The organism is Paracoccus denitrificans (genome assembly GCF_900100045.1).
Taxonomy (GTDB): Bacteria; Pseudomonadota; Alphaproteobacteria; order Rhodobacterales; family Rhodobacteraceae; genus Paracoccus; species Paracoccus denitrificans.
The window spans coordinates 105,156-128,669 of sequence record NZ_FNEA01000010.1 but is presented as its reverse complement, the minus strand read 5'-3'; the positions used below and the strand labels follow the sequence as shown (position 1 = coordinate 128,669).

General features: G+C 67.6%; 20 protein-coding genes. 9 read left to right on the top strand and 11 right to left on the bottom strand.

The window, feature by feature from the left end; translation table 11 throughout:
* Positions 1 to 9: 9 nt before the first annotated feature.
* Positions 10 to 594, bottom strand: a complete 585-nt coding sequence (locus BLT64_RS10740) for a hypothetical protein (RefSeq protein WP_011747026.1) — start codon at positions 592 to 594, stop codon at positions 10 to 12.
* 53 nt (positions 595 to 647) lie between these two features.
* Positions 648 to 1,328 carry a GntR family transcriptional regulator gene (locus BLT64_RS10735; RefSeq protein ID WP_011747025.1) on the bottom strand — a complete coding sequence of 227 codons (681 nt, stop codon included), beginning with the start codon at positions 1,326 to 1,328 and terminating at the stop codon, positions 648 to 650.
* Between the two features lie 136 nt (positions 1,329 to 1,464).
* On the opposite strand from BLT64_RS10735, the gene BLT64_RS10730 reads away from it, so the two are divergent.
* The 3 genes from BLT64_RS10730 to BLT64_RS10720 are packed head-to-tail and all read left to right on the top strand — an operon-like array spanning position 1,465 to position 4,309.
* The gene (locus tag BLT64_RS10730; protein ID WP_041530085.1) at positions 1,465 to 2,163 is read left to right on the top strand and encodes an aspartate/glutamate racemase family protein; all 699 of its coding nucleotides are present in this window, start codon (positions 1,465 to 1,467) and stop codon (positions 2,161 to 2,163) included.
* Between the two features lie 28 nt (positions 2,164 to 2,191).
* A complete protein-coding gene (locus BLT64_RS10725) occupies positions 2,192 to 3,544 on the top strand; it encodes an NCS1 family transporter (protein ID WP_011747023.1) in 1,353 nt (450 codons plus the stop codon).
* A 3-nt stretch (positions 3,545 to 3,547) separates the two neighbouring features.
* Positions 3,548 to 4,309 carry an aspartate/glutamate racemase family protein gene (locus BLT64_RS10720; RefSeq protein WP_011747022.1) on the top strand — a complete coding sequence of 254 codons (762 nt, stop codon included), beginning with the start codon at positions 3,548 to 3,550 and terminating at the stop codon, positions 4,307 to 4,309.
* 127 nt (positions 4,310 to 4,436) lie between these two features.
* Here BLT64_RS10720 and BLT64_RS10715 read toward each other — a convergent pair whose 3' ends face one another.
* From BLT64_RS10715 to BLT64_RS10705, 3 genes are read right to left on the bottom strand one after another with little or no spacing between them, the layout of a single operon-like run.
* Positions 4,437 to 5,147: a sulfite exporter TauE/SafE family protein gene (locus BLT64_RS10715; protein ID WP_011747021.1), complete on the bottom strand. Its 711-nt coding sequence runs from the start codon at positions 5,145 to 5,147 to the stop codon at positions 4,437 to 4,439.
* Complete coding sequence (locus tag BLT64_RS10710; protein WP_011747020.1) at positions 5,144 to 6,541, bottom strand: amidohydrolase family protein; 1,398 nt, start codon at positions 6,539 to 6,541, stop codon at positions 5,144 to 5,146. The genes BLT64_RS10715 and BLT64_RS10710 overlap by 4 nt, the downstream gene beginning before the upstream one ends.
* Positions 6,541 to 7,872, bottom strand: a complete 1,332-nt coding sequence (locus BLT64_RS10705; protein ID WP_011747019.1) for a uracil-xanthine permease family protein — start codon at positions 7,870 to 7,872, stop codon at positions 6,541 to 6,543. Before BLT64_RS10705 ends, BLT64_RS10710 begins: the two co-directional genes overlap by 1 nt.
* 133 nt (positions 7,873 to 8,005) lie before the next feature.
* On the opposite strand from BLT64_RS10705, the gene BLT64_RS10700 reads away from it, so the two are divergent.
* Positions 8,006 to 8,995, top strand: coding sequence for a substrate-binding domain-containing protein (locus BLT64_RS10700; protein WP_041529767.1), 990 nt, complete (start codon positions 8,006 to 8,008; stop codon positions 8,993 to 8,995).
* A 115-nt stretch (positions 8,996 to 9,110) separates the two neighbouring features.
* Here the strand turns inward: BLT64_RS10700 and BLT64_RS10695 are convergent, their stop codons facing one another.
* The 4 genes from BLT64_RS10695 to BLT64_RS10680 are packed head-to-tail and all read right to left on the bottom strand — an operon-like array spanning position 9,111 to position 13,076.
* A complete protein-coding gene (locus tag BLT64_RS10695) occupies positions 9,111 to 10,391 on the bottom strand; it encodes a F390 synthetase-related protein (protein ID WP_011747017.1) in 1,281 nt (426 codons plus the stop codon).
* The gene (locus tag BLT64_RS10690; RefSeq protein WP_011747016.1) at positions 10,388 to 11,170 is read right to left on the bottom strand and encodes an MBL fold metallo-hydrolase; all 783 of its coding nucleotides are present in this window, start codon (positions 11,168 to 11,170) and stop codon (positions 10,388 to 10,390) included. The genes BLT64_RS10695 and BLT64_RS10690 overlap by 4 nt, the downstream gene beginning before the upstream one ends.
* Complete coding sequence (locus BLT64_RS10685) at positions 11,158 to 12,090, bottom strand: NAD-dependent epimerase/dehydratase family protein (protein WP_011747015.1); 933 nt, start codon at positions 12,088 to 12,090, stop codon at positions 11,158 to 11,160. The genes BLT64_RS10690 and BLT64_RS10685 overlap by 13 nt, the downstream gene beginning before the upstream one ends.
* Positions 12,090 to 13,076, bottom strand: coding sequence for a 3-oxoacyl-[acyl-carrier-protein] synthase III C-terminal domain-containing protein (locus tag BLT64_RS10680; RefSeq protein ID WP_011747014.1), 987 nt, complete (start codon positions 13,074 to 13,076; stop codon positions 12,090 to 12,092). Before BLT64_RS10680 ends, BLT64_RS10685 begins: the two co-directional genes overlap by 1 nt.
* A gap of 91 nt (positions 13,077 to 13,167) precedes the next feature.
* Here BLT64_RS10680 and BLT64_RS10675 point away from each other — a divergent pair, with 91 nt between their 5' ends.
* On the top strand, positions 13,168 to 13,758 hold the full coding sequence (locus BLT64_RS10675) for a TetR/AcrR family transcriptional regulator (RefSeq protein WP_011747013.1): 591 nt from the start codon (positions 13,168 to 13,170) through the stop codon (positions 13,756 to 13,758).
* The gene (locus BLT64_RS10670; protein ID WP_011747012.1) at positions 13,755 to 14,828 is read left to right on the top strand and encodes a sulfotransferase; all 1,074 of its coding nucleotides are present in this window, start codon (positions 13,755 to 13,757) and stop codon (positions 14,826 to 14,828) included. Before BLT64_RS10675 ends, BLT64_RS10670 begins: the two co-directional genes overlap by 4 nt.
* A gap of 138 nt (positions 14,829 to 14,966) precedes the next feature.
* On the opposite strand, the gene BLT64_RS10665 is transcribed toward BLT64_RS10670, so the two are convergent.
* Positions 14,967 to 16,430: an alanine/glycine:cation symporter family protein gene (locus BLT64_RS10665; RefSeq protein ID WP_011747011.1), complete on the bottom strand. Its 1,464-nt coding sequence runs from the start codon at positions 16,428 to 16,430 to the stop codon at positions 14,967 to 14,969.
* A 211-nt stretch (positions 16,431 to 16,641) separates the two neighbouring features.
* A complete protein-coding gene (locus BLT64_RS10660; protein WP_011747010.1) occupies positions 16,642 to 18,126 on the bottom strand; it encodes an inorganic phosphate transporter in 1,485 nt (494 codons plus the stop codon).
* Positions 18,127 to 18,430: 304 nt separating this feature from the next.
* Between BLT64_RS10660 and BLT64_RS10655 the strand changes: the two genes are divergently transcribed.
* The 3 genes from BLT64_RS10655 (at position 18,431) to BLT64_RS10645 (ending at position 23,192) form a co-directional block, all read left to right on the top strand.
* Positions 18,431 to 19,432, top strand: coding sequence for a TAXI family TRAP transporter solute-binding subunit (locus BLT64_RS10655; protein WP_011747009.1), 1,002 nt, complete (start codon positions 18,431 to 18,433; stop codon positions 19,430 to 19,432).
* A gap of 82 nt (positions 19,433 to 19,514) precedes the next feature.
* Positions 19,515 to 21,581: a TRAP transporter permease gene (locus tag BLT64_RS10650; protein WP_011747008.1), complete on the top strand. Its 2,067-nt coding sequence runs from the start codon at positions 19,515 to 19,517 to the stop codon at positions 21,579 to 21,581.
* Positions 21,582 to 21,770: 189 nt separating this feature from the next.
* Entirely contained in the window at positions 21,771 to 23,192 is a 1,422-nt protein-coding gene (locus BLT64_RS10645; RefSeq protein WP_041530083.1) for an alanine/glycine:cation symporter family protein, read from the top strand.
* Positions 23,193 to 23,514 lie beyond the last annotated feature (322 nt).

The following is a 23,514-nucleotide window of genomic DNA, read 5'->3' as shown; positions in this document are numbered from 1 at the left end:
TGCAAACGGTCATTGCCGCAGGCGCGCGGCAAGCCGCAGCGCATGCGAGGGATCGGTCGCCACGGCCGGCATCACCGGGTCATAGGCGGCGCGGATCAGCGCCGCCAGCTCCTGCGTCGGCGTGACGTCGCGGGCAAAGCTCAGCATGGCGCGCACGGCGACGGTCTCGGCCAGCTGGCCCGGATGCGCCTCGGCCAGCCGCCCGCCCATGTTCACGAAGCCGATGCAGGCCCGGATGGCGCCGTCGGCGTCAAAGCGGAACAGCCGATACTGGTCGGCATCGCTGCCCTGCAGCCGCTCGGCCAGGCCGGGCTGGCCGGTCAGCCGGTCGAGATCGGGCAGGTCGCGCAATTCCTGCCAGCCGCGCAGGAAAAAGGTCATCATGTTCGCGCCCATCTCGGGATCGGTCTCGGCGATCGGATGGCGGGCATGGGCCAGCACCGCACGAAGAGCGTCGCGAAACACCGCCAGGCTGTCGTCGGCCAGGCCGAAGATGACCGGCGCCACCGGCCGCCCCCAGCGTGCGCAAAGATAGCGCCCGTCGCGGGTGAACAGGCCGGCAATGGCTTCAGGGGTCAGGGTGGTCTGCGTCATGCCGCGACCTTAGCCCGGCCCAGCAGCGGAAGAAAGCGCCGCCGTCCGATCCTTTATGCGGGCGAGCCGAGAAGCTGGTCCTTCAGGCTGACCGAGGACACGGGCGGAAGATCGAAATTCAGCTCCGCCTCCAGATGGCGCAGGTGCTCATCGGTCAGGCGCAGCAGCAATTCCTCGTCGCGGGCCATCAGGGCATCGACGATTCCGACATGGTCGTCGCAGTTCGAGCAAGCATGTTTCGCACTGGGATACATACCCAGGATCAGGGTGCTGCGCATGGTCAGCTCGGCCAGGAAGCGTTCCAGCACGCGGTTGCCGGAAAGCCGCGCAAGATACATGTGGAACTGCTGCGACAGCCGCAACTCGGCCGGCTTGTCCCGGCGCGCCCGCGCCTCGGTCTCGGCGGCGATATTGGCGCGCAGATAGGCGACATCCTCGTCACGCACCCGGGCGACGGCCTGACGGGCAATGGTCCGCTCGATCGCGCGGCGGGCCTGGAATATCTCGCGCGCCTCCTGCGCCGAAGGGGTGACGACGAAGGCGCCGCGATTGGGACGCAGCTCGACGACCTGCTTGGCAGCCAGAGAGGCCAGCGCGCGCCGGACATTCGCACGGTTGCAATTGAACAGCTCGCTCAGCGCCTGCTCGCCCAGCTTTGCCCCGGCGGGAAGGCGCTGCTCGGAAATCGCGTTCAGGACCGCATCGACAATCTGGCTTTCGGGCTGGGCGTCCATCTGCGTTCTGTTTTTCTTTCTTATCGACCCCCGGAAATTACCGGCAAATCCCGGGGCAGGCAACCGCCGCCACGAAATCCGTTGACTTGATGACAATCTTTGTTAACAATCTTTGTTAACATAAATGGAGGTAGTGGTGGAAATCCTGGTCGTCAATCCGAACTCGACCCAGTCAATGACCGACAAGATCGTCGAGGCCGCCCGCGCGGTCGCCAGCCCCGGGACGGTGATCCATGGCGCCACCGCCGCCGGTGCGCCCGCCAGCATCGAAGGGCATTACGACGAGGCGATGTCCCTGCCCGGCCTGATGGCGCGGGTCCGCGAGGCCGAGGCGAAGGGAATCGACGGCATCGTCGTCGCCTGCTTCGACGATCCGGGCATCGCCGCCTGCCGCGAACTGGCCAGCGGCCCGGTGCTGGGCATCTGCGAGGCCGCGGTAAAGGCGGCCAGCATGCTGGCGACCTCGTTTTCCGTCGTGACCACGCTGCCGCGCTCGGTCCCGGTGATCGAGCACCTGATCCACGGCTACGGCCTGTCGCATCAATGCCGCCGCGTGCGCTCGGCGGCGATCCCGGTGCTGGCGCTGGAGGAGCCCGGCTCGAACGCACGCATCAAGGTCCGCGACGAAATCCTGTGCGCCATCCGCGAGGACCGCTGCGAAGCCGTGGTTCTGGGCTGCGCCGGCATGGCCGACCTGACGGCCTGGCTCAGCGAGGAAACCGGCATTCCCGTCATCGACGGCGTCAGCGTCGCGACCCGCATGATCGAGGCGCTGGTGGGCGCGGGACTGAAGACCAGCAAGATCAACGCCTACGCTTTCCCCAACGAAAAATAGGGAAGCACGAAAGGGAGGAGGACTGACAATGACAACTCACGAGATGGCGCCCGACAGCGCCGTGATCGAACACAAGGCGGTCGGCGAGGAAAGCCTGGCCCCGCAGGAAGCCCGCATCATGGACCCCTGGTCCTACCTGTTCGCCTGGCTGGGCGGATGCGTCTCGATCGGGACCTTCACCGTCGGCTCGGGGCTGGTGGGAACGCTGAACCTGCTTCAGACCTTCGTGGCCATTACCATCGGCTGCACCGTGATCGGCGTGGCGCTGATGATCAACGGGCAGGCGGGCCACAAGTACGGCATCCCCTTCATGGTGCAGGCCAGATCCTCTTTCGGCTTTACCGGGACGCGAATCCCGGCGCTGGTGCGCTCGGTCCCGGCAATCGTCTGGTTCGGCTTTCAAAGCTGGATCGGCGCAGGGGCGCTGAACCTCGTGTCCGAAACCATGTTCGGCTATTCCAATATCTGGGCGTTCTTCATCGGCTTCCAGCTTTTGCAGATCGGCCTGTCGGTGCTGGGCTTCCATGGCATCAAATGGCTGGAAAACATCGGCGCGGTCTTCATCATCGGCTCGCTGATCTACATGTTCTTCAGCGTCATCAATCGCTATGGCGCCGAGATCAGCGCCAATCTGATCAATGCCGAAGGCACCTGGGGCGCACCCTTCTGGGGCGGCACGATGCTGTTTCTTGGCGTGTATTCGACGATGATGCTGAACGTATCGGACTATTCGCGCGAATTGCAGCATCGCGTAGGGCGGATGCGGCAGGTGGTGATCTATGCCAACTCGATCCTGCCTGCGACGCTGTTCATGGGCCTGATCGGGCTGATGGTGTCCAGCGCGACCGGCGAGGTCGATCCGATCAAGGTCTTTTCCAGCGCCGTGGACAACAAGGTGCTGCTGGTCGTGACGCTGCTGTTCATCGCCTTCGCGCAGGTGACGACGAACATCCTCAACAACGTCGTCCCGCCCGCCTATGCGCTGATGGACGTGTTCAAGATCAACTTCAAGACCTCGGCGGTGATCGTCGGCCTGCTGGCCTTCGTCACCTTCCCGTGGGAACTGGTCAAGGACGAATCGGCGGCGGGCCTGAGCCTGTTCATCCGCACCTATTCCGCCTTCCTCGGCCCGATCTTCGCGATCCTGGTGGTGGATTACTTCGTACTGCGCAAGCAGCAACTGAACCTCGAAAAGCTCTATGATCCCGAAGGCCCCTACAAGGGCGTCAACATGGCCGCCGTCATCGCCATGGGCGTCGGGATCGTCTTCGCGCTGATCTTCTCGGGCATCTCGTGGTATGCAAGCCTGCTGCCCTCGGGGATCCTCTATTATCTGCTGATGCAGCACCTGCCCTCGGCGCAGCGCTTCCGGGAGAATTGAGCCATGACCGACATCACCGGACGCGCCCGGCGTTGGGCACTGGCAGCCGGCTGCGCCATGGGCCTGCTGTCGGGCCAGGCCCCGGCCCAGGACGCAGGCAGGATCATCGTGCTGATCAACCCGAACTCGAACGAGGGCGCGACGCAATCCATGGCCGAACTGGCGCAAGCCGAGGTCGGGGACGCCGCCACGGTCGAGGGGCGCAGCAATGCCGGCGCCCCGGCCCTGCTGACCACGCCCGAGGACATGGCCAATGCCGTCCCCGGCGTGGTCGCCGTCGGCACCGAGGCGGCATCGGACCCGCGAGTGGCCGCGCTGATCGTCTCGGCCTTCAGCGATCCCGGCCTGCCGGAACTGCGCGAGGCGGTCGACATCCCGGTCTTCGGCATCGGCGAGGAGGTCTTTCACGAGGCCGCCCGCGATGGCCGGCCCTTCGGCATCGTGACGGTGACGCCGGACGAGGATCTGATCGAGTCCTTCCGCCAGAAGGCGGCCTCGCTCGGCTACGAGGCGCAATATCGCGGCGTCCGGGTCACGCCGGGCGATCCGGCAGAACTGGTGCAGGATCCCGACCGACTGGACGCCGCGCTGGCCGAGGCGGTCAGGCAATCGGTTGCCGAGGACGGCGCCGAGGCGGTCATCATGGGCGGCGGTCCGCTTTCGGCCTCCGCCATCCGGCTGCAGCCGCAATTCGAGCAGCCGCTGGTGGTCGCGGTCAACGCCGCCGCCCGCGCCGCGGCGCAAAGGATCGCTGCCCCGGACTGAGCCGCCGTCACGAATGCGGCAGTCCGCCACGCACCCAGCCCGGTGCGTGGCGGACGCTTTTCTCATCCGGCAAATCGTGCGGAAGCTCCGGCACCCCGCCGGGCCGCAAGGGAAAAGCGCGGCCCGATCACCCCTTCACCACCAGCGCCGCCCCGCTGACGATCGAGAAGATCAGCACCGCCAGCCGCAATGCCGGACCGTTGATGCGGGAATGCACGCGGCGCGACAGCCCGCTGCCGATCAGGACCGCCGGTATCAGCAGCAGCGCCGCAAGCGCCTGATCCTGCCCGATCCGCCCCGCAATCAGCAGGATGACCAGCGAGATCACCTCGCCGACCAGAAAGCAGGCCGCGACGGTCGAGCGCAGCACCGGGCCGGAGGAATGCTGATACAGCAACGCCAGCGGCGGGCCGCCGATGCCGGTCGCGGTTTCCGTCACGCCGGTGAACAGCCCGACGCCCAGCGACGCTTGCGGGCGCGGCGAAAAGGGCGGCGAAAGCAGCGCAACCACCGCGGCCAGCACGGTCAGCAGGCCCACCGCGATCTCGAGCTGCCGCACCGACAGCGCGACCAGCACCGCCATGCCCAGGAAGGTGCCGAAGAAGCGCCCCACCGTGATCCAGCTCGCCCCGCGCCGGTCGATCGAGGCCCGCTCGCGCCAGGCGACCAGGAAATTCAGCGGCAGCATCAGGATCAGCAGCGTCACGGGCAGGTAGCTTGCATCGATAAGGCCGAAGATCGGCGCCATGATCAGGGCAAAGCCGATGCCGACCGCGCCCTGGACGAAGGCAGAGGCGCCGACCAGCAGCGACAGGGCCAGAAAGACGGAAAGTGTCACGCATGCCTCGTTGCGATCAGGCTGTCGGCCGTGGGATGGATACGCTGGATCGGCGCGGCGGCGATGGCCGGGGCGGCAAGTTCCCGAATCTCGGCCATCAGGGCGCGCGCGTCCCAGTCGACCGGCCAGCCCTGCACCATCCGCAACCGGCCATTCGTGAACACCGCGTCGATCTGGTCGCGGTTGCCATAACGCACCAGTTCCCAGGACAGGTCGTGCGAGGGAGTGAGCTCGGGCCGGTCCAGATCGACCAGCAGGAAATCGGCGGCCAATCCTTCGGCGATGCGCCCGGTCACGGCGGAAAGCCCGCTGGCATCGGCCGCCATCCGCGTCGCCGCATCCAGCCACAGCCAGCCCCCGCCGCAGGAACTGTCGCCCGAAGCGAGGCCGTAGCCCACGCGCTGCATGGTCTCGGCCGCATCCATCAGCCGGAAGCCGTCGGCGCGGGTGCCGTCGGTGCCCAGCCCGAAGCGGATGCCAAGCGCCTGCATCTGCAACGCGGGCGCAACCGCATTGCCCTTCCAGACCGAGGCGACGGGGTTGTAGGCAACGGCAGTGCCGGTATCGCGTAGCAGGTTCAGCTCGGACGGCGTGACCAGCGTGGAATGCGCGATCAGCGTCTGCGGGCCCAGCGCGCCGACATGGGCCAGATGCTCCAGCGGGCGGCGGCCGTTCGCGACCAGCGAGCGTTCGACCGCGACCAGATGCTCGTTCACATGGGTCTGGAATGTAACGCCCGCCCCCGCCGCCATCTGCGATATGTCGCGCAGCATCGCGTCGCTGGCCACCTCGGGGATCGAGATCGCCAGCGAGGCATGGATCAGCGGATCGCCCTGATAGGCGGCCAGATGCGCCTCGGCCCGGCACAGGATCTCGGCGCGTCCGGGGACCTGCGCCGCGCCGCCCAGGTCGTTGCAGATCTGCGCGACGACCAGCCGCAGCCCGGCCTCGCGCGAGGCCTGGACCAGCTTGCCGATATGCCCGGCCGAGCGGGTGCCGGCGTCGACCGCCGTCGTGAAGCCGCCGCGCAGGCATTCCAGCGCCGCCAGCTTCGAGGACAGATAGACCATATGCTCGTCCAGGCTGCCCTCCAGCGGCACCCAGATGCGGCGAAAGATCTCGGAGGGCTCGCCAAAGACCAGCGACTTGCCCAGCGATTGCGTCAGGTGGGTGTGGGTGTCGATGAAGCCCGGCATCATCAGGTGGCCGGGCATCTCGGCCAGCCGCGCCGCCGGATGGCGCGCGCGCAATGCGGCGCGCTCGCCGATCTCGGCAAAGCGGCCGTCACGCAGCAGCACGGCCATGTCGGATTGCGGCCCATGGCCCAGCAGCAGGCGGCCCGGCGCGACGATCAGGTCATCGGTCGCGGCGAAGGTCCGGCGCAGGTCGGTCATCAGGCATGCTCCTTGTGGTCGAGAGAGTTCGGCGCCTTGAACTGGAAGAGCGCGTTGACCACCGCCGCCGTGATCGTGCCCATGGCCAGCCCGTTGCCCAGGATCATCTGCGACCATTGCGGGAACTGGCTGTAGATGCCGGGCACCAGGATCGGCATCAGCCCCATCGCCAGCCCCGAGGCCAGGGTGAACATCGCCCCGTGCTCGCGCAGATCGACGCGGCTGAGGACATGGATGCCGATCACCCCGATGATCGAGAAGACGATGACCGCCGTGCCGCCGACGACCGGCCCGGGCAGCACGCTTGCCAGCCGCGAGATCGGCGCGATCAGCGCGATCAGGACGAGGATCACCCCCGCCATGGCCGTGACATAGCGCGAGCGCACGCCCGTCGCGCGGACGATGCCCACGTTCTCGCCCGAGGTGATGATCAGCGAGGTGCCGAACATGCCCCCCAGGAGCGACATCGCCGCATCGCCCCGGATGGTGCGCGGCACGATGGCATGGGCGTCGCCCTTGCGGTCCACGATCTCGGCGGTGGCGATGGTCTGGCCGGTCGCCTCGGCCATCGAGATGATGGAAAAGATGATCAGCGGCAGCGCGGCGATGACGTCGAATTTCGGCATCCCGAACGGAAACGGCTGCGGCACCGCGATGAACGAGCCCTGCATCACGCCCGTCATGTCCAACCGGCCCAGGGCCGCGGCCAGCAGCGTGCCCGCGATCAGCCCCAGCATCACCGAGATGCGCTGCAGGGTGCCGGTGAAGATGCGCGAGAAGATCACCGTCAGGGCGATGGTCGCCAGCGCCAGCCCGACATTGACCGGATCGGCAAAATCCGCGCTGCCCGAGCGGCCGGTGATCGTGCCGCCATAGATCTTGACCAGGTTCACCGCCACCAGCAGCAGCATGGTGCCGACCACGATGGGCGGGAAAAAGCGCAGCAGCCGGCGAAAGACCGGCAAGGCCAGGAAATAGAACGCCCCCGTCATCAGCACCGCACCGACGGCGGTCTGCACGTCGGTCTGGTTGGCGATGGCCAGAAAGATCGCGATGGGGGCCCCGCCGGGCACCATGATGAAGGGCAGGCGCGCGCCGAAACCGGCCGTCCCGAAGCTTTGCAGGATCGAGCCGATGCCGCAGACAAGAAACGTCGCGCTGATGATCGAGACGGTCAGCGCCGAATCGAAGCCCAGCGTCTGCGCGACCAGGAATACCGCCGTGATCGGCGATGCGGCCATCACCAGCACATGCTGAAAGCCATAGAGAATCAGGTCCTTGAGCGGCAGGACCTCATCGACCGGATCGGTTGGGGTTCTTTGCGATGTCATGTGTCTTCCCTGTTGTTGGGTGGGTGTTTGCATTCATGCAAATCGTTTTGCTTCCCTACGACTAGCACGCCTTTCGATTCGTGCAAATCGTTTTGTCATGCTAGACTGCCCACAAACGGGGAATGAGGACGGTTTGAGCAAGCCCACCATCTCGGATCTGGCCAGGGCGGCGGGGGTGTCGGTCACCACCGTTTCGCATGCCTTCAGCGGCCGGCGGCGCGTGGACCCCGAAACCAGCAAGCGCATCCACGCGCTGGCGGAACAGATGGGTTATCATCCCAGCAGCATGGCGCGCGCCCTGCGCAGCGGGCGAAACGGGACCATCGCGCTGGCCTCGTCCATGCCCTTCGCCGTCGCGGCCGGACCGTCGCGGCTGGGCTTTCTGATGGAGATCGCGGCCTCTGCGGCCATCTCGGCCCTGACCCGCGACCTGGCGCTGTGCCTGATCCCCCCGCATCCCGCCGGGAAAGGCTATGCTTCGGTCGGGTTCGACGGCGTGATCCTGGTCGAGCCGATGCGCGACGACCCGCTGGTCGCCCATTTCGAGCAGCGCAAGACCCCCATCGTCTCGGTCGGAACGGTGCCCGGCCGGCCCGACATTCCCGCCGTGGACATGCGCTCGGGCGAGACGGCCGCGATGCTGCTGGACCACCTGGCCCGGCAGGGGTGCCGCCACATCGCCGCGCTGATCGGCTCGGCCCCGCGGACCAGCCAGATCGAGGCCGAGGCAGCCTTTCGCACCCTGGCCGCGTCCCCGGACAGGCTGCTGAAGCTGAGCGAGGAGGAAGGCGAGGAGATCGGCTATCGCGAGACGCTGCGGCTGTTGCGCGACGATCCCTCGATCGACGGGATATTCGCCGCCGTCGACGCCTTTGCCAGCGGCGCGGTTCGGGCGGCGCATGAACTGGGACGGGTGATTCCCGATCAATTGCGCATCGTGACCCGCTATGACGGGCTCAGGGCCAAGCTGTCCCAGCCCCCGCTGACGGCTGTCGACCTGCACCTGCCGGCAGTCGCCGAGGCGGCGGTCCATCTGCTGTTTGACCGCATCGAGGGCACCAGCAGGACGGTCGCGGCGGAACTGCCGGAGCTGGTCGTCCGGCAATCTACGGCCGTCTGCTAGGCTTTCGGCCCCGCCGGCTGGCGCAGGCGCTGGGATCGGCCGATGGTTCCGCCGGGTTCCCTGCGCCATCGACGGCGGACAGCAGGCTGCCCGGGTACGCCGATCAGCGCCGCCATCACCGTGGGGCGATGGCGTCCGGCTCGACCCGGATCCGGCGGCGCTTGGCGTCGGATTCCGGCGGCAGGCCGCGATGAAAGGCAAGCTCGGGCAATTGGCAGCCCATCTGCCGTGCCAGCCCCGCCAGGCTGGCCCCCAGCGCCGTATCGGCCCCCGATGCGGCATCATCCAGCCAGATATGCAGCCCCCTGCCGCGCTGGATCACCCGATAGTCGCGCAAAGGCTGCGGCAGGCAGGCGATGGCGGTTCGGATCGCCTCGGACGTGACCATGCGCGGCCCCGCGGCCGAGGCCCACCACAGGATATCGTCCTCGCGCCCCTCGATGCGGGCGATGCGCTGGCTGGCGCAGCCGCAAGGGCAAGGGTCGGGATCGGGGATCAGCACGTCATCCAGGCGATGGTTCAGGATCGGCAGGCTTTCGCGGGTGAAGTCGTGGATGACCGGGCAGAAGGCGCCCGTCGCCCGATCGATCACGTCGCGGTCGATGCGCAGCCAGCGCTCGTTCAGATGCAGGTTGCCCGCCCGGCAGGTCATCGCCAGAACGCCCTCGGTCGCCTGATAGACCTGATCGACGCGGATGCGGAAGGCTTGCCCGATCAGCGCCGCGTCGTCGGGCGACAGCGTCTCGGCCACCGAGATCACCCGCCGCGGCGACAGGGAAATCCGGCCGGCCACCTGCCGCTCGGCCAGCATCGCCAGAATCCGTGCAGGCGCGATCAGCACGCTGGGATTCAGCCCGGCCAGCGCGGAAAGGTGTTCCTCGAACGGCAACAGCAGGTCGAAGAACTCGAAGCGGACCAGCGCATTCGACAGGCTGCGATAAAGCGCGTTGTCGGCACGCATGAAGAACGCCACGCGCTGGCGGCGCCACAGCTCCGGCCAATAGCGCCCCAGCATGATCGCGGCCCACAGCCGCCTTTCGCGCGGCGTCGCCAGAAACAGGCCGCGCTGTCCCGAGGTGCCGGTCGACAGCCCCACCGAAACCTCGCCGATCAACGGGCGAAAATCGCGGCCGGTCTCGGCGCGGATGGCGGTCCGCATCGCCGTGTCATGGTCGATGCCGCAGGTGTTGATGGCCGAGAAATTCGCCATCAACCGGGCCTTGTCCATGCGCGGCAGATCTTCCAGCGGCAGTTCGGCCATGCCGCGATAGAACGGCGAGCGCGGCATGACCTGCGCGCGGAACCGGCGAAAGGCGGCGGCGTGATGCGCCTCGATTTCGGTGCGAGAGGCGAAGCCGCGCCCATAGCGGCTGTGCAGGAATGCGGTCAGGCTCATCTGGCGGTCTCGGGGCAATGCGACGGGTCGATGGTGATGTCGGGGCGGCGCTGCATCAGCGCGCGCAGCCGGGCGAAGGTCCGGCGATAGGCGGCGGCATCGCCCAGGCGCGCCAGCACCGGGCCGGGCGGCAGGCGATCCTGGCGCAGCATGGCGCGGCCATAGGCGGCATCGGCGACCAGAAAGCGCGCGGCCTCGGGCAGCCACAGCCCCATCTGCCCGGTGCCGTGGCCCGGCAAAGGCACCGCGATCAGGCGACCGTCGCCCAAAAGATCGCGGCCTTGCGGAAATTCGGGCAGGCCCGTCGGGATCGCCGGGCGCGCCTCGACCGGGTGCGGATCGCGCGCCAGGATCGCGTCGCGCAAAAGCGGCGGGCAGGCGGCGCGAATACTCGCCAGATCGCCAAGCGCATGCAGCTCGGCGATCGCCTCGGCCGAGGCCATGACCGGAATGCCGGCGGGCAGGTCGATCAGCCCGGCGCTGTGATCGGCATGCATATGCGTCAGGAACACCAGATCCGGCAGGCGCGGCAATCGGCGCAGCAACTGTTCCTGCGCCGGCAGCCGGACCGGGGTCAGCCAGCGATACAGCCGGGCCGGAAAGCGGCGCGTCGCCGTGAAAAACGCGGGGCCATAGCCGGTATCGACCAGGACGCAGGCGCTTTCGGTTTCGATCAGCGTCGCCAGCGCCGGGAAAGTGGCGCCGCCCAGTCCGGGCAGCCCCGCGCCCCAGGCGGGGGCGCGGCACTCGCCGATCTTCAGCGTGGTCAGGCGAAGCATTCGGCCACCCCCTCCTCGAAACCGACCTGCGGCCGATAGCCCAGATCCCGGCGCGCGGCCGAGATATCCAGCGTCAGGCTGCTGCCCAGCGACGCCACGGCCTGCAAGGTCAGCCGCGGCTCGGCTCCGCCCCGCATCCTTGCCAGCCCCTCCGACGCCCCGGCCAGCCAGCGCGCCAGACCATGCGGCAGCGGCAGGCTGCGCACCGGCAGCCCGCTGCGGCGCGCAATGATCTCGACCAGGTCGCGGAACCGGAAAGCCTCGCCCGAGGTGATGTTCCACACGCCCCCGCGCGGCCCCGATGCGGCAAGGATCATCCCCCGAGCCGCATCGTGCCGATGCGTCAGGTCGATCAGCGCCCGCCCGCCCCGGATCATCGGCAAGCGGCCGTGCCGCATGGCGTCGATTACACGCGGCAGCAGTGCGCGGTCGTGGCGGCCGTAGATGGCGCGGGGGCGGATCGCCGTGCAGATCATGGCGCCGGCACGGCCCAGCACCATCCGCTCGGCGGCCCGCTTGCTTTCGGCATAAAGCGACAGCGGGCGCACCGGCAGCGGCGCATCCTCGGCCACGTCCAGCCTGTCGGTGCCGTCGGCATAGATGCTGGGCGAGGATGCAAGGACAAAGCGCTTGACCCCTGCCCCCTCGGCCGCGTCCAGCAATCGCCGCGTCGCCAGCACGTTGGCGGCATGGAACTCGTCCCTCGTGCCCCAGGCCGAGCTGCGCGCGGCACAGTGAAAGACCACGTCGATGCCATCCAGCAGCGGGGCCAGGTCGGCGCTGGCCAGATCCGCGGCGCGAAAGCCGGGCAGCGCCACGGGCTGGCGCGCGGTGGTGCCGACATCCCAGCCATGGGCCGACAACTGCTCGACCAATGCGCGGCCCAGGCAGCCGCTGGCCCCTGTCACCAGCGCCCGCATCAGAACCGCACCATCATACCGCCGACCGAAATCCCGGCCGAGGTGCCCATCAGCAGCGCGACGTCCCCGCGCACCAGCCGCCCCGAGCGCACCGCATGATCCAGCGCCGTCGGGATCGAGGCGGCGATCTGGTTGCCGGTGCGGGCAAAGATGTCGATCACGCGGCCGGGCGGCAGCCACAGGTTGCGGGCCGCGTGCTGCAGGGCCTGCGCACTGGCCTGATGCGGAATGATGCAGCCGATGCCCGCCAGCCCCACCCCGGCCTTTTGCAGCAGTCTTTGCAGAAAGCGCGGCAGATAGCGTGAGGCGAGCTTGAACGCCTTGCCGCCGTCCATGCGAAAGCGGTCCTCGCCCGGGGCGATGCCGCGCGCCGGATTGACGCGCGTTCCGCCAGCCGCCAGCACGCAGGCGTCATGGCCATGGGCATAGGTCTGGAAATCATGCGCCAGCACCGCGCCCTTGCCCCCCGCCTCGACGACCACCGCCGCAGCGCCGTCGCCAAAGATCGCGGCAGCCTCGGGCCGATTCCAGTCCAGCCCGACCGATGCGATGTCCGACGAAAACACCAGCGCCCGCCGCACCCGGCCGCATTGGACATGCAGGGCCGCAAGGTCCAGCGCCTGAAGGAAGCTGAGGCAGGTCGCATTCACGTCGAACGCCGCGATCCCCGAACGACCCAGCCCCAGGCGGTCCTGCACCAGCGTCGCGGTCGAGGGGATCGGCTGCTCCATCACCCCGCATGCGCCAAGGATCAGGTCCAGGTCCTGCGGCCCGCAGCCCGCCATCTCCATCGCGCGGCGCGCCGCCTCGGCCCCCATGAACGAACTGGTCTCATCGGGCATGGCGACATGGCGGCGGGCGATGCCGAAACGCGCTTCGCATTCGCCCCGCGCCCAGCCCATGCGGTCGTCGATATCGGTCGAGTTCAGCACCGTGGCAGGCAGGTAGCTGCCGGTCCCGGTAATCGTGAGGTTGATCGAAGGCATCTTGGGGCACCATTATTGAACAATGTTCACTAACGTTGACAACCACGTCGTTTCCTGTCAAGCATATTTTTGAACGCAGTTCAGGAACACCATGGCCAGACCCAGACAATACGACCACGACGCCCTGCGGACCCGCACCATCGAGGCCGCCAAGCTGCTTCTGGAAGAAGGCGGGCCGGCGGCGCTGACCGCCCGCGCGCTGGCGAAATCGGTCAAGACGACGCCCGGCACGATCTACAACCTGTTCGACAGCATGAGCGCCGTGCTGCAAGAGGTGAACCGGCAGGCGCTGGTCGATCTGGCGATCCTCGTCGACGGGGTCGGCCAGACCGATCCGCGCGAGCGCCTGCTGGCGCTGGCCGAGGTCTATGTGACCTTCATGCTGGATCGCCGCGCGGTCTGGCGGGCTTTGTTCGAGGGGCCGCGCATCTCAAGCACCTTCCCCGACTGGTATCTGGCGCAGATCGACGGGCTGATCGGCCGCATCACCCAGCCGGTCGCGGCGCTGAAACCCAAGGGCGATCCGCGCCTGCTGGCGGAACAACTGCTGCTGTCGGTGCATGGCATCGTGGCGCTGGCGGCCATCGACCGGCTGGACCTCATCACGATGCAAAAGCCCATGGACCTGGCGCATGCCGCGGTCGAGCGCATGATCGCCGCCATCCGTGCCGGGGCCGAATGATGCCCTGCGGCGACCATGCGGCGCCGGCCCTGCGCGGCGGGCTGATCCTGGGCTCGGCCCGCTGCGGCTCGACGCTGGTGTCGCAGATCCTGAACGCGCATCCGGCTGTCCTGTCGGTGTCCGAGCTTTTCGCGGCCGTCGGACACAACGCCTTTCGCCCGGGGCATCTGGACGGCGCGCGGTTCTGGGCACATATGGCCACGCCCTCACGCGCCATGTCGCAGGTGGCGAACCCCGATGCCGCGCCGTCGGAATTCCTTTACGGCCGCGTTCCGCAACCCGCGCATGATCCCTGGAACTGTCCGCCGATCCTGGCCGTCGCGCTGCCGCATCTGAGCGAAAACCCCGACGCCATGTTCGACATGCTGGCCGAACACATGCGCCGGCGGCCGGCGGCACCCCTGGCCGCGCATTACGATGCACTTTTCCAGGCTATGGCCCGGCAGGTCGGCGGGCGCGAGATCTGGGTCGAGCGTTCGGGCGGGTCTCTGGTCGCCTCGGCGACGCTGCGCGAGATTTTTCCCGATGCGGCGCTGGTGCTGCTGACCCGCAACGGGCCGGATACGGCGCTGTCGATGCGCGACTATCCCGCCGCACGGCTGGCCATCTGGTGCTGGCGCCGGCTTGGGCCGATGGGCCTCGACCTGCTGCATCCCCGCCGGCATTTCGGGCGTGGCGCCGCCTGGCCGCTGATTGCCGCGATCAGCGGGCGATCCGGCGTCCGGCGCATCGTCGCCCGCCGACCCGGCCTTGCGGAAATCGGCGCTTTCTGGTCGGCATTGACGATCCGCGGCCTTCAGGGGCTGGGCAATGCCCGACCGATGATCCTGCGCTACGAGGATCTATGCCGGGACCCCCGCATCTGGATCGAAAGGCTGGGCGCGCATCTGCAAGCCGGCGCCCCCGCCGCATGGCTCGACCGGACGGTCGGCTTGCCGCAGCCGCGCCCGTCGCGCCTAGCCGCACTCTCTTCCGCCGAGCGCGATGAAATCGAGCACGCCTGCGCCCCCGGCGAAGCCGCCCTTGCCGCCTATGCCGCCGGCGTAGATGCCGCAGCGACCCGTCCGTAAGGTTATCGGCCGCAATCCGCCCCGCGCGGCCAGTCACAAAGACAAGTTGCCGCGCTTTTGCAGAAGGCCCAAAGGGGCGCGGTCGCCGGAAAGGCCCCGCCGGCCGCGGGCGGGGCCCCTGTCATTGGCCGGGGATGCCTACGACCGCTCGCTCGCCTTCCATTCCGCCCAGCTCGGCTGGCCCTTCATGAAATCCTCGATCTGCTGGCGGTTGGCCTCCAGCCGGGGATCGTGGCGAAGGTAGAAGCGGGTCTCGCGCGCGATCAGGCCGGACAGGATCAGCAGCCCGATCAGGTTCGGAATGGCCATCAGCCCGTTCATCACGTCCGAAAAGCTCCAGACGACGCCCAGCTGGACCGTGCAGCCCAGCAGCACCACCAGCGAAAACAGGATGCGGAAGGGCATGACGCCGCGATGGCCGACCAGACGTTCAAGGTTGCGTTCGCCGTAATAGGCCCAGCCCAGGATGGTCGAATAGGCGAAAAGAACCAGGCCGACGGTCACGACCCAATGCCCCCACTGCCCCGGCAAGCCGTGGCTGAAAGCCTGTCCCGTCATGATCGAGGGCGAGATCTGCAATCCGGTCTGCGGATCGATCTCGTTCCAGACGCCGGTGGTGATGATCACCAGCCCGGTGCAGGACACGACGATGATCGTGTCGATGAAGGTCTGGGTCATCGACACCAGCCCCTGCCGCACCGGATGCGTGGTCTGCGCCGAAGCCGCAGCGATCGCGGCCGAGCCCATGCCGGATTCGTTCGAGAAGATGCCGCGCGCCACGCCGAACTGCACCGCGATCATGATCGTGGAGCCCAAGAAGCCCCCCGTCGCCGCCGTCCCGGTAAATGCCTGCGAAAAGATCTCGCCCAAGGCAGCCGGCACCGACTGGATGTTGACCAGCAGGATATAGAGCGCGCCCAGGACGTAGAACAGGATCATCACCGGCACCAGCCCGGCGGTCACCCGGCCGATGGACTTGATGCCGCCGACCAGAACCACCAGCGTCAGGACCGCCAGGACCGCGCCCGTAAGCCAGGTCGGGATCATGAAGCTGCGTTCCAGGTTCGAGGCGATCGAGTTGCCCTGCGTCATGTTGCCGATGCCGAAGCAGGCGCAGACGGCGAAAACCGCAAAGCACAGCGCCAGAACCTTGCCGAAGCCGTTCGGGATGCCGCGCTCAAGGTAATATTGCGGGCCGCCGTTCTTCTCGCCCACCTCGTCGGTGGTGCGGAAGCGGACGCCCAGGAACGCCTCGGCATATTTCGAGGCCATGCCGAGGATCGCGGTGACCCACATCCAGAACAGCGCACCGGGGCCGCCGGCCGCGATGGCCGTCGCCACGCCGACGATATTGCCGGTGCCGACGGTTGCCGCCATGGCTGTGGTCAGCGCCTGGAATTGCGAAATGTCGCCTTCGGCATCGTCATCCTTGCGTTTCAGCAGTCCCAGGCGCAGGGCCGCGCCCAGGCGGACAAGCTGGATGCCCTGCAGCCGGATCGTCAGGTAAAGCCCGGTGCCCAGCAGCAGCGGGACAAGAAGGTAAGGCCCCCAGACGATCCCGCCGATTTTTCCCAAGACTGCTTCTATCTGGTCGAGTTCCATCGATACCGTCCCTCGTCATTGCAATGGCAGCAAACGGAGGTGTCCGGTCCCGAATGTCAAGTTCGGCCATGCGCGGGGCCTTGCCGATGCGGATGCGAACCGCTTGCGACGATCCCGCGCCGGGGATCGTGGCAGGCACCGTGACTTGATCCGGGTCACCTGTCCGCAAGCCGCAGTCCCGCGCGGCCGGCCTTGTCCGCCAGGGAACGAATCAGGCCGGGATCTGCCGCAGGATCAGGAACAACAGCGCCGACAGAAGCGCCGCGGCGGGAACGGTGACGACCCATGCCGCCCCGATGGTCAGCACATGCAGCCTGCGGACCAGCTTGCGGCGGCGACGCTCATCTGCCGGGATGTATTCCGGCCGGGGAACGGCCACGCGGGCCTGCTTCAGGCGCCGCTCGGCATCCCATTCGCGGAAAAAGCCCACGCCGAAGATCGCGCCGACCGCGATATGGGTCGAGCTGACCGGCAATCCCAGCCAGCTTGCCAGGATGACCGTGATCGCCGCCGACAGGGCGACGCAATAAGCGCGCATCGGATTGAGCTTGGTGATCTCGCTGCCGACCATGCGGATCAGCTTGGGACCGAACAGGCTGAGCCCGAAGGAAATCCCGAAGGCGCCGATCAGCATGACCCACAAGGGAATCGTCACGTCGCCATTGAAATCGCCGGTCTGCACCGTCTGCACGATGGCCGCCAGCGGGCCGACGGCATTCGCGACGTCGTTCGCCCCATGGGCAAAGCTGAGCAGCGCGGCCGATGCGACCAGCGGGATGCCGAACAGCACCTTCAGCGACTTGTTGCGGTTCTCCAGCCCCCGGGACTGGCGGCGCGTGACCGGGATCATCAGCAGCCAGCAGCCCAGACCGACCCCCAGCCCCAGCAACAGCGCAACGCCCATCGAGACCTCGACCAGCTGCTTCAGCCCCTTCATCACCAGATAGGCCGCGAAAGTGCCCGCCATGATGCCGACCAGAACCGGCACCCAGACGCGGGCCGCCGCGATCTTGTCCTCGCGATAGACAATGCGGCTCTTGATGAGCCACAGAAAGCCCGCCGCAACGACGCCGCCCATCACCGGAGAGATGACCCAGCTGGCCGCGATGGCGAACATCTGGTCCCAGCTGACCGCGCCGAAGCCGGCCCCCGCGATGCCGGCGCCCACGACCCCGCCGACCACGGCATGCGTGGTCGAGACCGGCGCCCCGATCCATGTCGCAAGATTCACCCACAGCGCCGAAGCCAGCAGCGCCGCCATCATCGCCCAGATGAAGGTCGCGGGCGTATCCAGCGCCTCGGGCGCGACGATGCCCTTGGCGATGGTCGAGACCACGTCGGCGCCGGCGATCAGCGCCCCCGCGCTTTCGAAGACCGCCGCGATGATGATGGCGCCACCCATGCTGAGCGCATTGGCCCCCACCGCCGGGCCCATGTTGTTGGCCACGTCGTTGGCGCCGATGTTCAGCGCCATGTAGGCGCCGAACACGGCGGCGGTGACGACGATCAGCATCTCGCCGCTCTGCCCCAGCAGCATGGCGGCGGCGAGCCCGGCCAGGATGATGAAGACGAAGCCGATCCCCGGCGCCACCAGGGGCCGGGACACATAGGCGGCAGCCGCCTCCAGGTTGGCAAAGCGGCCGAGATCGCGGTCCAGCGTTTCGAGGTGTCGGGGCTCGAGATCCTTGTCAGACATGTTTCGCCTTTCTGTTCCCGCGGGTGCTAGGAGGGAATCGACGACATATCAAGCCGCATCCGACAGCGGAAAGCCGCGCAGGCCCGCTCGCCGGGCCTGGTCCCCGCTTCGCTGGACAAGGCAAGCCGCGCGCGCCGGCACGGCTGCAAGGGAAGGCCCGGCGCGCACAGCGCCGTCGGCAAGGCGCAAGACCCGGGACCGGACGGCGCGTCACGCCGGCATGCCGGCGGGCCTGGACGGTTGTCGTCGGCGTCGGCTCTGGTCTAGTCTCGGCCCAGACGATCAGGGAAACAGGGACAAACACATGAAACTCAGGACATTGTTCGCGGCCTTTGCCATCGCCGCCTCTTTCGGCCAGGCCGCGGCGGCGCAGGAGATGTCGTTCTTCCGCATCGGCACCGGCGGCACCGCCGGCACCTATTACCCGATCGGCGGGCTGATCGCGAATGCGATCTCGAACCCGCCCGGCTCGCGGGCCTGCGAGGACGGCGGCTCTTGCGGCGTGCCGGGACTGGTGGCGACGGCCGTGGCCTCGAACGGCTCTGTCGGCAACGTGAACGCCATCAACGGCGGCGCCATGGAGGCAGGCTTCAGCCAGTCCGACGTGGCCTTTTGGGCACAGACCGGCACCGGGCTGTGGGAAGGCCAGCCGGCGGTCGAGAAGCTGCGCCTGATCGCCAACCTCTATCCGGAAAGCATCCACCTGGTGGCGCGCAAGGACGCGGGCATCGCCTCGGTCGCCGATCTCAAGGGCAAGCGGGTCTCGCTGGACGAGCCGGGCTCGGGCACGCTGGTCGATGCCAAGATCATCCTCGAAGCCTTCGGCCTGTCCGAATCCGACGTCACGCCGGAATATCTCAAGCCCGACCAGGCGGCGGACCGGATGCGCGACGGGGCGATGGACGCCTTCTTCTTCGTCGGCGGCTATCCTGCGGGCGCCATCGCCGAGCTGTCCAGCCAGCATGACGTGGTGCTGGTGCCGATCACCGGCCCCGAGGTCGACAAGCTGCGCGAAACCTACAGCTTCTTCGCCACCGACACCGTTCCCGCCGGAACCTATGAAGGGCAGGATGCCGACGTCGCCACGATCTCGGTCGGGGCGCAGCTGGTGACCAGCGCCGACCAGCCCGAGGAACTGATCCACGGCATCACCCAGGCGCTCTACAACGAGAACACGCAAAAGCTGTTCGCCGCCGGCCATGCCAAGGGCAAGCTGATCACGCTGGAAAGCGCGACCGAGGGCGCGGGCATCCCCTTCCATCCGGGCGCCGAGCGTTTCTACAAGGAAGCCGGCAAGCTCGAGTGAGCATGGCCAGAAGCTGACGAAAGGACGCGGCCGGACCCCGGTCCGCGTCCTTTGGCCCTGAACCGAACGGCAGGAAAACCGCATGACCGAGACCCCACCCCCGCTTTCCGACGACGAGCTTCGCGCACTGGAAGAGGAATACGATCCCGAGGCGCGTTTCCGCACCGTGACGCGCCCGATCGCCATCCTGTCCGGGGTCGTCCTGTTCCTGCTCTCGGTCTATCACTTCTACACGGCCGGCTTCGGCATCCCGCGCGCCACCACGCATCGCGGGCTGCATATGGGCGTGTCGCTGTTCATCGTCTATCTCAGCTTTTCCTCGCTGGCGCGCAACCGCCACAAGACGGACGGCTTCGCCGTCCTGGGCGTGCCGGTAACGGACTGGATGCTCGCCATCGGCGGCGCTGTCAGCGCCTTCTATGTGCCATGGATCTATAGCCAGCTGGCCTTCCGCGTCGGCAATCCGCTGCCCATCGACATCGTCATGGGCACCGTGCTGCTGGTGGCGCTGATGGAGGCGGTGCGCCGCTCGATGGGCTGGCCGCTGCCGGTCATCGCAGCGCTGTTCATCGCCTATGCCTATTTCGGCAAGTCGATGCCGGGCATCCTGGTGCATCCCGGCGCGGACTGGGCCAATATCGTCAACCACCTCTACCTGACCTCGCAGGGCATCTACGGCACCGCGCTCGGCGTGATCGCGACCTATGTGTTCCACTTCGTGCTGTTCGGGGTGATGGCGCAGAAGATCGGGCTGGGGCAGCTGTTCATCGACCTGGCCACCGCGCTGGCCGGCCGTTTCGCCGGCGGGCCGGCCAAGGTCTCGGTGGTTTCCTCGGCCATGCTTGGCACGATCTCGGGCTCGTCCATCGCCAATACCGTGACCACCGGCGCCCTGACCATCCCGGCCATGATCAAGATCGGCTTCAAGCGCCACTTCGCCGCCGCGGTCGAGGCCGCCTCCTCGACCGGCGGGCAGATCACGCCGCCGGTGATGGGCGCGGTCGCCTTCCTGATGGTCGAGTATCTGGGCATCCCGCTGCGCACCATCCTGATCGCGGCCGTCGTCCCGGCCTTCATGCATTTCTTCGGCGTGCTGGTCCAGGTGCACCTGGAGGCCAAGCGCCTGGGCATCCGCGGGCTGCGCCAGGAAGAGCTGCCGAAAGCCGCCAAAGTTTTGCGCGAGGGCTGGCTGTCGGTCTTTCCGCTGATCCTGCTGGTCTGGATGCTGATGTCGGGCCGCACGCCCTTCCTGTCGGCCTTCTGGGCCATCGCCGCCTGCATGGTCGTCTACCTGATCCAGCGGGTCATGGCGGCCGGTGCCATCGAGGGCATCAAGGAAACCGCCGCCGGCATCTATGAAGGCTTCGTCGCGGGCGCCCGGCAATCGCTGGCCGTGACCGCGGCCGCGGCGCTTGTCGGCGTGGTGATCGGCGTCGTCACCCTGACCGGTGTCGGCTTCAAGATCGCCTTCATGGTGACCAGCGTGGCGCAGGACTGGGCCACCTCCTTCCATGGGGTGCTGGCGGTGCTGCCGTTCGAACTGTTCACCATCCAGACGCTGACGCTGCTGTTCACGCTGCTGATGACCGCGGTCGTCTGCGTGCTGATGGGATGCGGCGTGCCGACGACAGCGAATTACATCATCATGGTGGCCGTGGCCGCGCCGGTCCTGGGCATGATGAACGTCGAGCCGCTGGTGGCGCATTTCTTCGTGTTCTATTTCGGCGTGCTGGCCGACGTGACCCCGCCGGTCGCCCTGGCGGCCTATGCGGGCGCCGGGATCGCGGGGGCCAACGGCTTCAAGGCCGGGAACACGGCCTTCCGGCTGTCGATGGGCAAGGCGCTGGTGCCTTTCGTCTTCGTCTTCTCGCCCTCGCTCCTGCTGGTCACGCAGTCCTTCACCCTGCCCGACTTCCTGCTGGCCTTTGCAGGCGCGGTGCTGGGCATCGTGGCGCTGTCGGCGGCGATCACCAACTGGCTGCTGGGGCCGCTGCTGCTGGTCGAACGGATGCTGCTGCCCGCCGCGGCGCTGATGATGATCGCGCCGGAGCTCGTCTCGACCCTGATCGGCGCGACGATCCTCGGCGTGGTGCTGCTGCGGCAATATCTCGCGGGGCGCTCCGGCCCCACCCCTGAGCCGGCCACATAAGCCGGGGCCTGTCCCGCCGTCCCGGGCGGCCGGCGCGCGGATCGCGCCCGGCCGCCCGTCATTGATCCCGGCAAAGCCGAAGGGCCGGCGTCCCGAAAGACCATGGGAATTGCCCCGTCACCAAACGCAGGCTTGCCTTTCCAGGCAGGCGTCAACCATATCCATCCCGCCCGAACCGGAGAACCCAAGGTGACGACAGTTATCGGCTTTCTGAACACGATCTTCTGGGGATATGTCCTGATCTACGGCCTTCTTGCCGTCGGGGTCTATTTCACCATCCGGCTGCGCTTCCAGCAGATCCTGCATTTCCGAGAGATGATCCGCTCGATCACCGCCGCCCCTGCGGCAGACCGACAAGGGATTTCCCCGTTCCAGGCGCTTTGCACAAGCCTAGCGTCGCGGGTGGGAACCGGCAACATTGCCGGGGTCGCGGTAGCGCTGGTCCTTGGCGGGCCGGGGGCGATCTTCTGGATGTGGATGGTCGCCCTGGTCGGCATGGCGACCGCCTATGCGGAATCGACGCTGGCCCAGCTCTACAAGGTCAAGGACAGCCGCGAGCCCGACGGCGTCTATCGCGGCGGTCCCGCCTTCTACATCGCGCGCGGCCTTGGCCTGCCCTGGCTTGGCGGCGTGTTCTCGGTCTGCCTGATCCTGTCCTTCGGGCTGGTGTTCAACGCGGTGCAGGCGAACTCGATCGCGGATGCGATGGAGGGGGCCTTCGGCATGCCCAAGCTGGCCACCGGGCTTGCCATCGCCGCGCTGACCGGCGTGGTGATCTTCGGCGGCATCCGGCAGATCGCCACCGTGGCGGAATATGTCGTGCCCTTCATGGCCGGCATCTATCTGCTGGTCGCGATCATCGTCGTGCTGATGAACCTGGGCGCGGTTCCGGGGATGCTCGGCCATATCGTGTCCAACGCCTTCGGCCTGACCGAGGCGGCCGGCGGCATCACGGGCGGCATCGCCGCCGCCATGCTGAACGGGGTGAAGCGCGGGCTGTTCTCGAACGAGGCCGGGATGGGCTCGGCGCCGAACATCGCGGCGGCGGCGACGCCCAACCCGCACCATCCCTCGAGCCAGGGCTTCGTGCAGGCTTTCGGCGTCTTCATCGACACCATCCTGATCTGCACCTGCACCGCGCTGATGATCCTGCTCTCGGGCGTCTATGTGCCGGGAGGCGAGCTGACCGGCACGCAACTGACCCAATCCGCCCTGGCGGACCATATCGGAACCGCCGGCCCGTTGTTTGTCGCGGTGGCGATCTTCTTCTTCGCCTTCACCTCGATCATCGGCAATTACGCCTATTCGGAAATGGCGATGACCTTTCTTGGCATCGGCAACAAGGCCGGGCTTACCGCCCTGCGGTGCCTGGTGCTGGTCATGGTGCTGTGGGGGGCGTTGCAGGCCGTCACGACGGTGTTCGATCTTGCCGATGCCTCGATGGGGCTGATGGCGACGATCAACCTGATCGCCATCGTCGCCCTGTCGGGAACGGTGGTGGCGCTGACGCGGAACTATTTCGCGCAGCGCGAGGAAGGACGCATCCCGAGGTTCAGCATTCGCGAGCATCCCGAAATGGCAAAGGGCGTCGATAGCGATATCTGGTCCTGATCTGGACGCTCGATGAGACAGGCCCGTCGGTTCCGATTGCTGGAACCGTCGAAGGCTGGTCCGACCGTGGTCCGGCGGCAGGGTCGGGAAGGATGGAACCACTTCGACGCCATTCCCGTCCGCGCCCTGCATGGGCGCTGGATCGGCCTTAAGCCGCCTGCGCCGCAATCACGAGATCGCAGCGAATCCCTGTCGGATTGGCCGGCGCTGCCCCGTGCGGCATATCGTGCCATCCCGGTCATGCGGTTTGGTGGATCAGCCGGATAGGCCGCCCCTGCGCCCCCGCGACCATGCCGGTCCCGAAAACGGGACGGACATGGAA

What these genes read in the sequence shown, in the direction of transcription:
- BLT64_RS10660 (WP_011747010.1), bottom strand. Translation starts at nt 18,126, where the DNA reads ATGTCTGACAAGGATCTCGAGCCCCGACACCTCGAAACGCTGGACCGC.
- BLT64_RS10725 (WP_011747023.1), top strand. Translation starts at nt 2,192, where the DNA reads ATGACAACTCACGAGATGGCGCCCGACAGCGCCGTGATCGAACACAAG.
- BLT64_RS10680 (WP_011747014.1), bottom strand. Translation starts at nt 13,076, where the DNA reads ATGCCTTCGATCAACCTCACGATTACCGGGACCGGCAGCTACCTGCCT.
- BLT64_RS10655 (WP_011747009.1), top strand. Translation starts at nt 18,431, where the DNA reads ATGAAACTCAGGACATTGTTCGCGGCCTTTGCCATCGCCGCCTCTTTC.
- BLT64_RS10690 (WP_011747016.1), bottom strand. Translation starts at nt 11,170, where the DNA reads ATGCTTCGCCTGACCACGCTGAAGATCGGCGAGTGCCGCGCCCCCGCC.
- BLT64_RS10665 (WP_011747011.1), bottom strand. Translation starts at nt 16,430, where the DNA reads ATGGAACTCGACCAGATAGAAGCAGTCTTGGGAAAAATCGGCGGGATC.
- BLT64_RS10710 (WP_011747020.1), bottom strand. Translation starts at nt 6,541, where the DNA reads ATGACCGACCTGCGCCGGACCTTCGCCGCGACCGATGACCTGATCGTC.
- BLT64_RS10685 (WP_011747015.1), bottom strand. Translation starts at nt 12,090, where the DNA reads ATGCGGGCGCTGGTGACAGGGGCCAGCGGCTGCCTGGGCCGCGCATTG.
- BLT64_RS10740 (WP_011747026.1), bottom strand. Translation starts at nt 594, where the DNA reads ATGACGCAGACCACCCTGACCCCTGAAGCCATTGCCGGCCTGTTCACC.
- BLT64_RS10650 (WP_011747008.1), top strand. Translation starts at nt 19,515, where the DNA reads ATGACCGAGACCCCACCCCCGCTTTCCGACGACGAGCTTCGCGCACTG.
- BLT64_RS10720 (WP_011747022.1), top strand. Translation starts at nt 3,548, where the DNA reads ATGACCGACATCACCGGACGCGCCCGGCGTTGGGCACTGGCAGCCGGC.
- BLT64_RS10735 (WP_011747025.1), bottom strand. Translation starts at nt 1,328, where the DNA reads ATGGACGCCCAGCCCGAAAGCCAGATTGTCGATGCGGTCCTGAACGCG.
- BLT64_RS10705 (WP_011747019.1), bottom strand. Translation starts at nt 7,872, where the DNA reads ATGACATCGCAAAGAACCCCAACCGATCCGGTCGATGAGGTCCTGCCG.
- BLT64_RS10695 (WP_011747017.1), bottom strand. Translation starts at nt 10,391, where the DNA reads ATGAGCCTGACCGCATTCCTGCACAGCCGCTATGGGCGCGGCTTCGCC.
- BLT64_RS10670 (WP_011747012.1), top strand. Translation starts at nt 13,755, where the DNA reads ATGATGCCCTGCGGCGACCATGCGGCGCCGGCCCTGCGCGGCGGGCTG.
- BLT64_RS10675 (WP_011747013.1), top strand. Translation starts at nt 13,168, where the DNA reads ATGGCCAGACCCAGACAATACGACCACGACGCCCTGCGGACCCGCACC.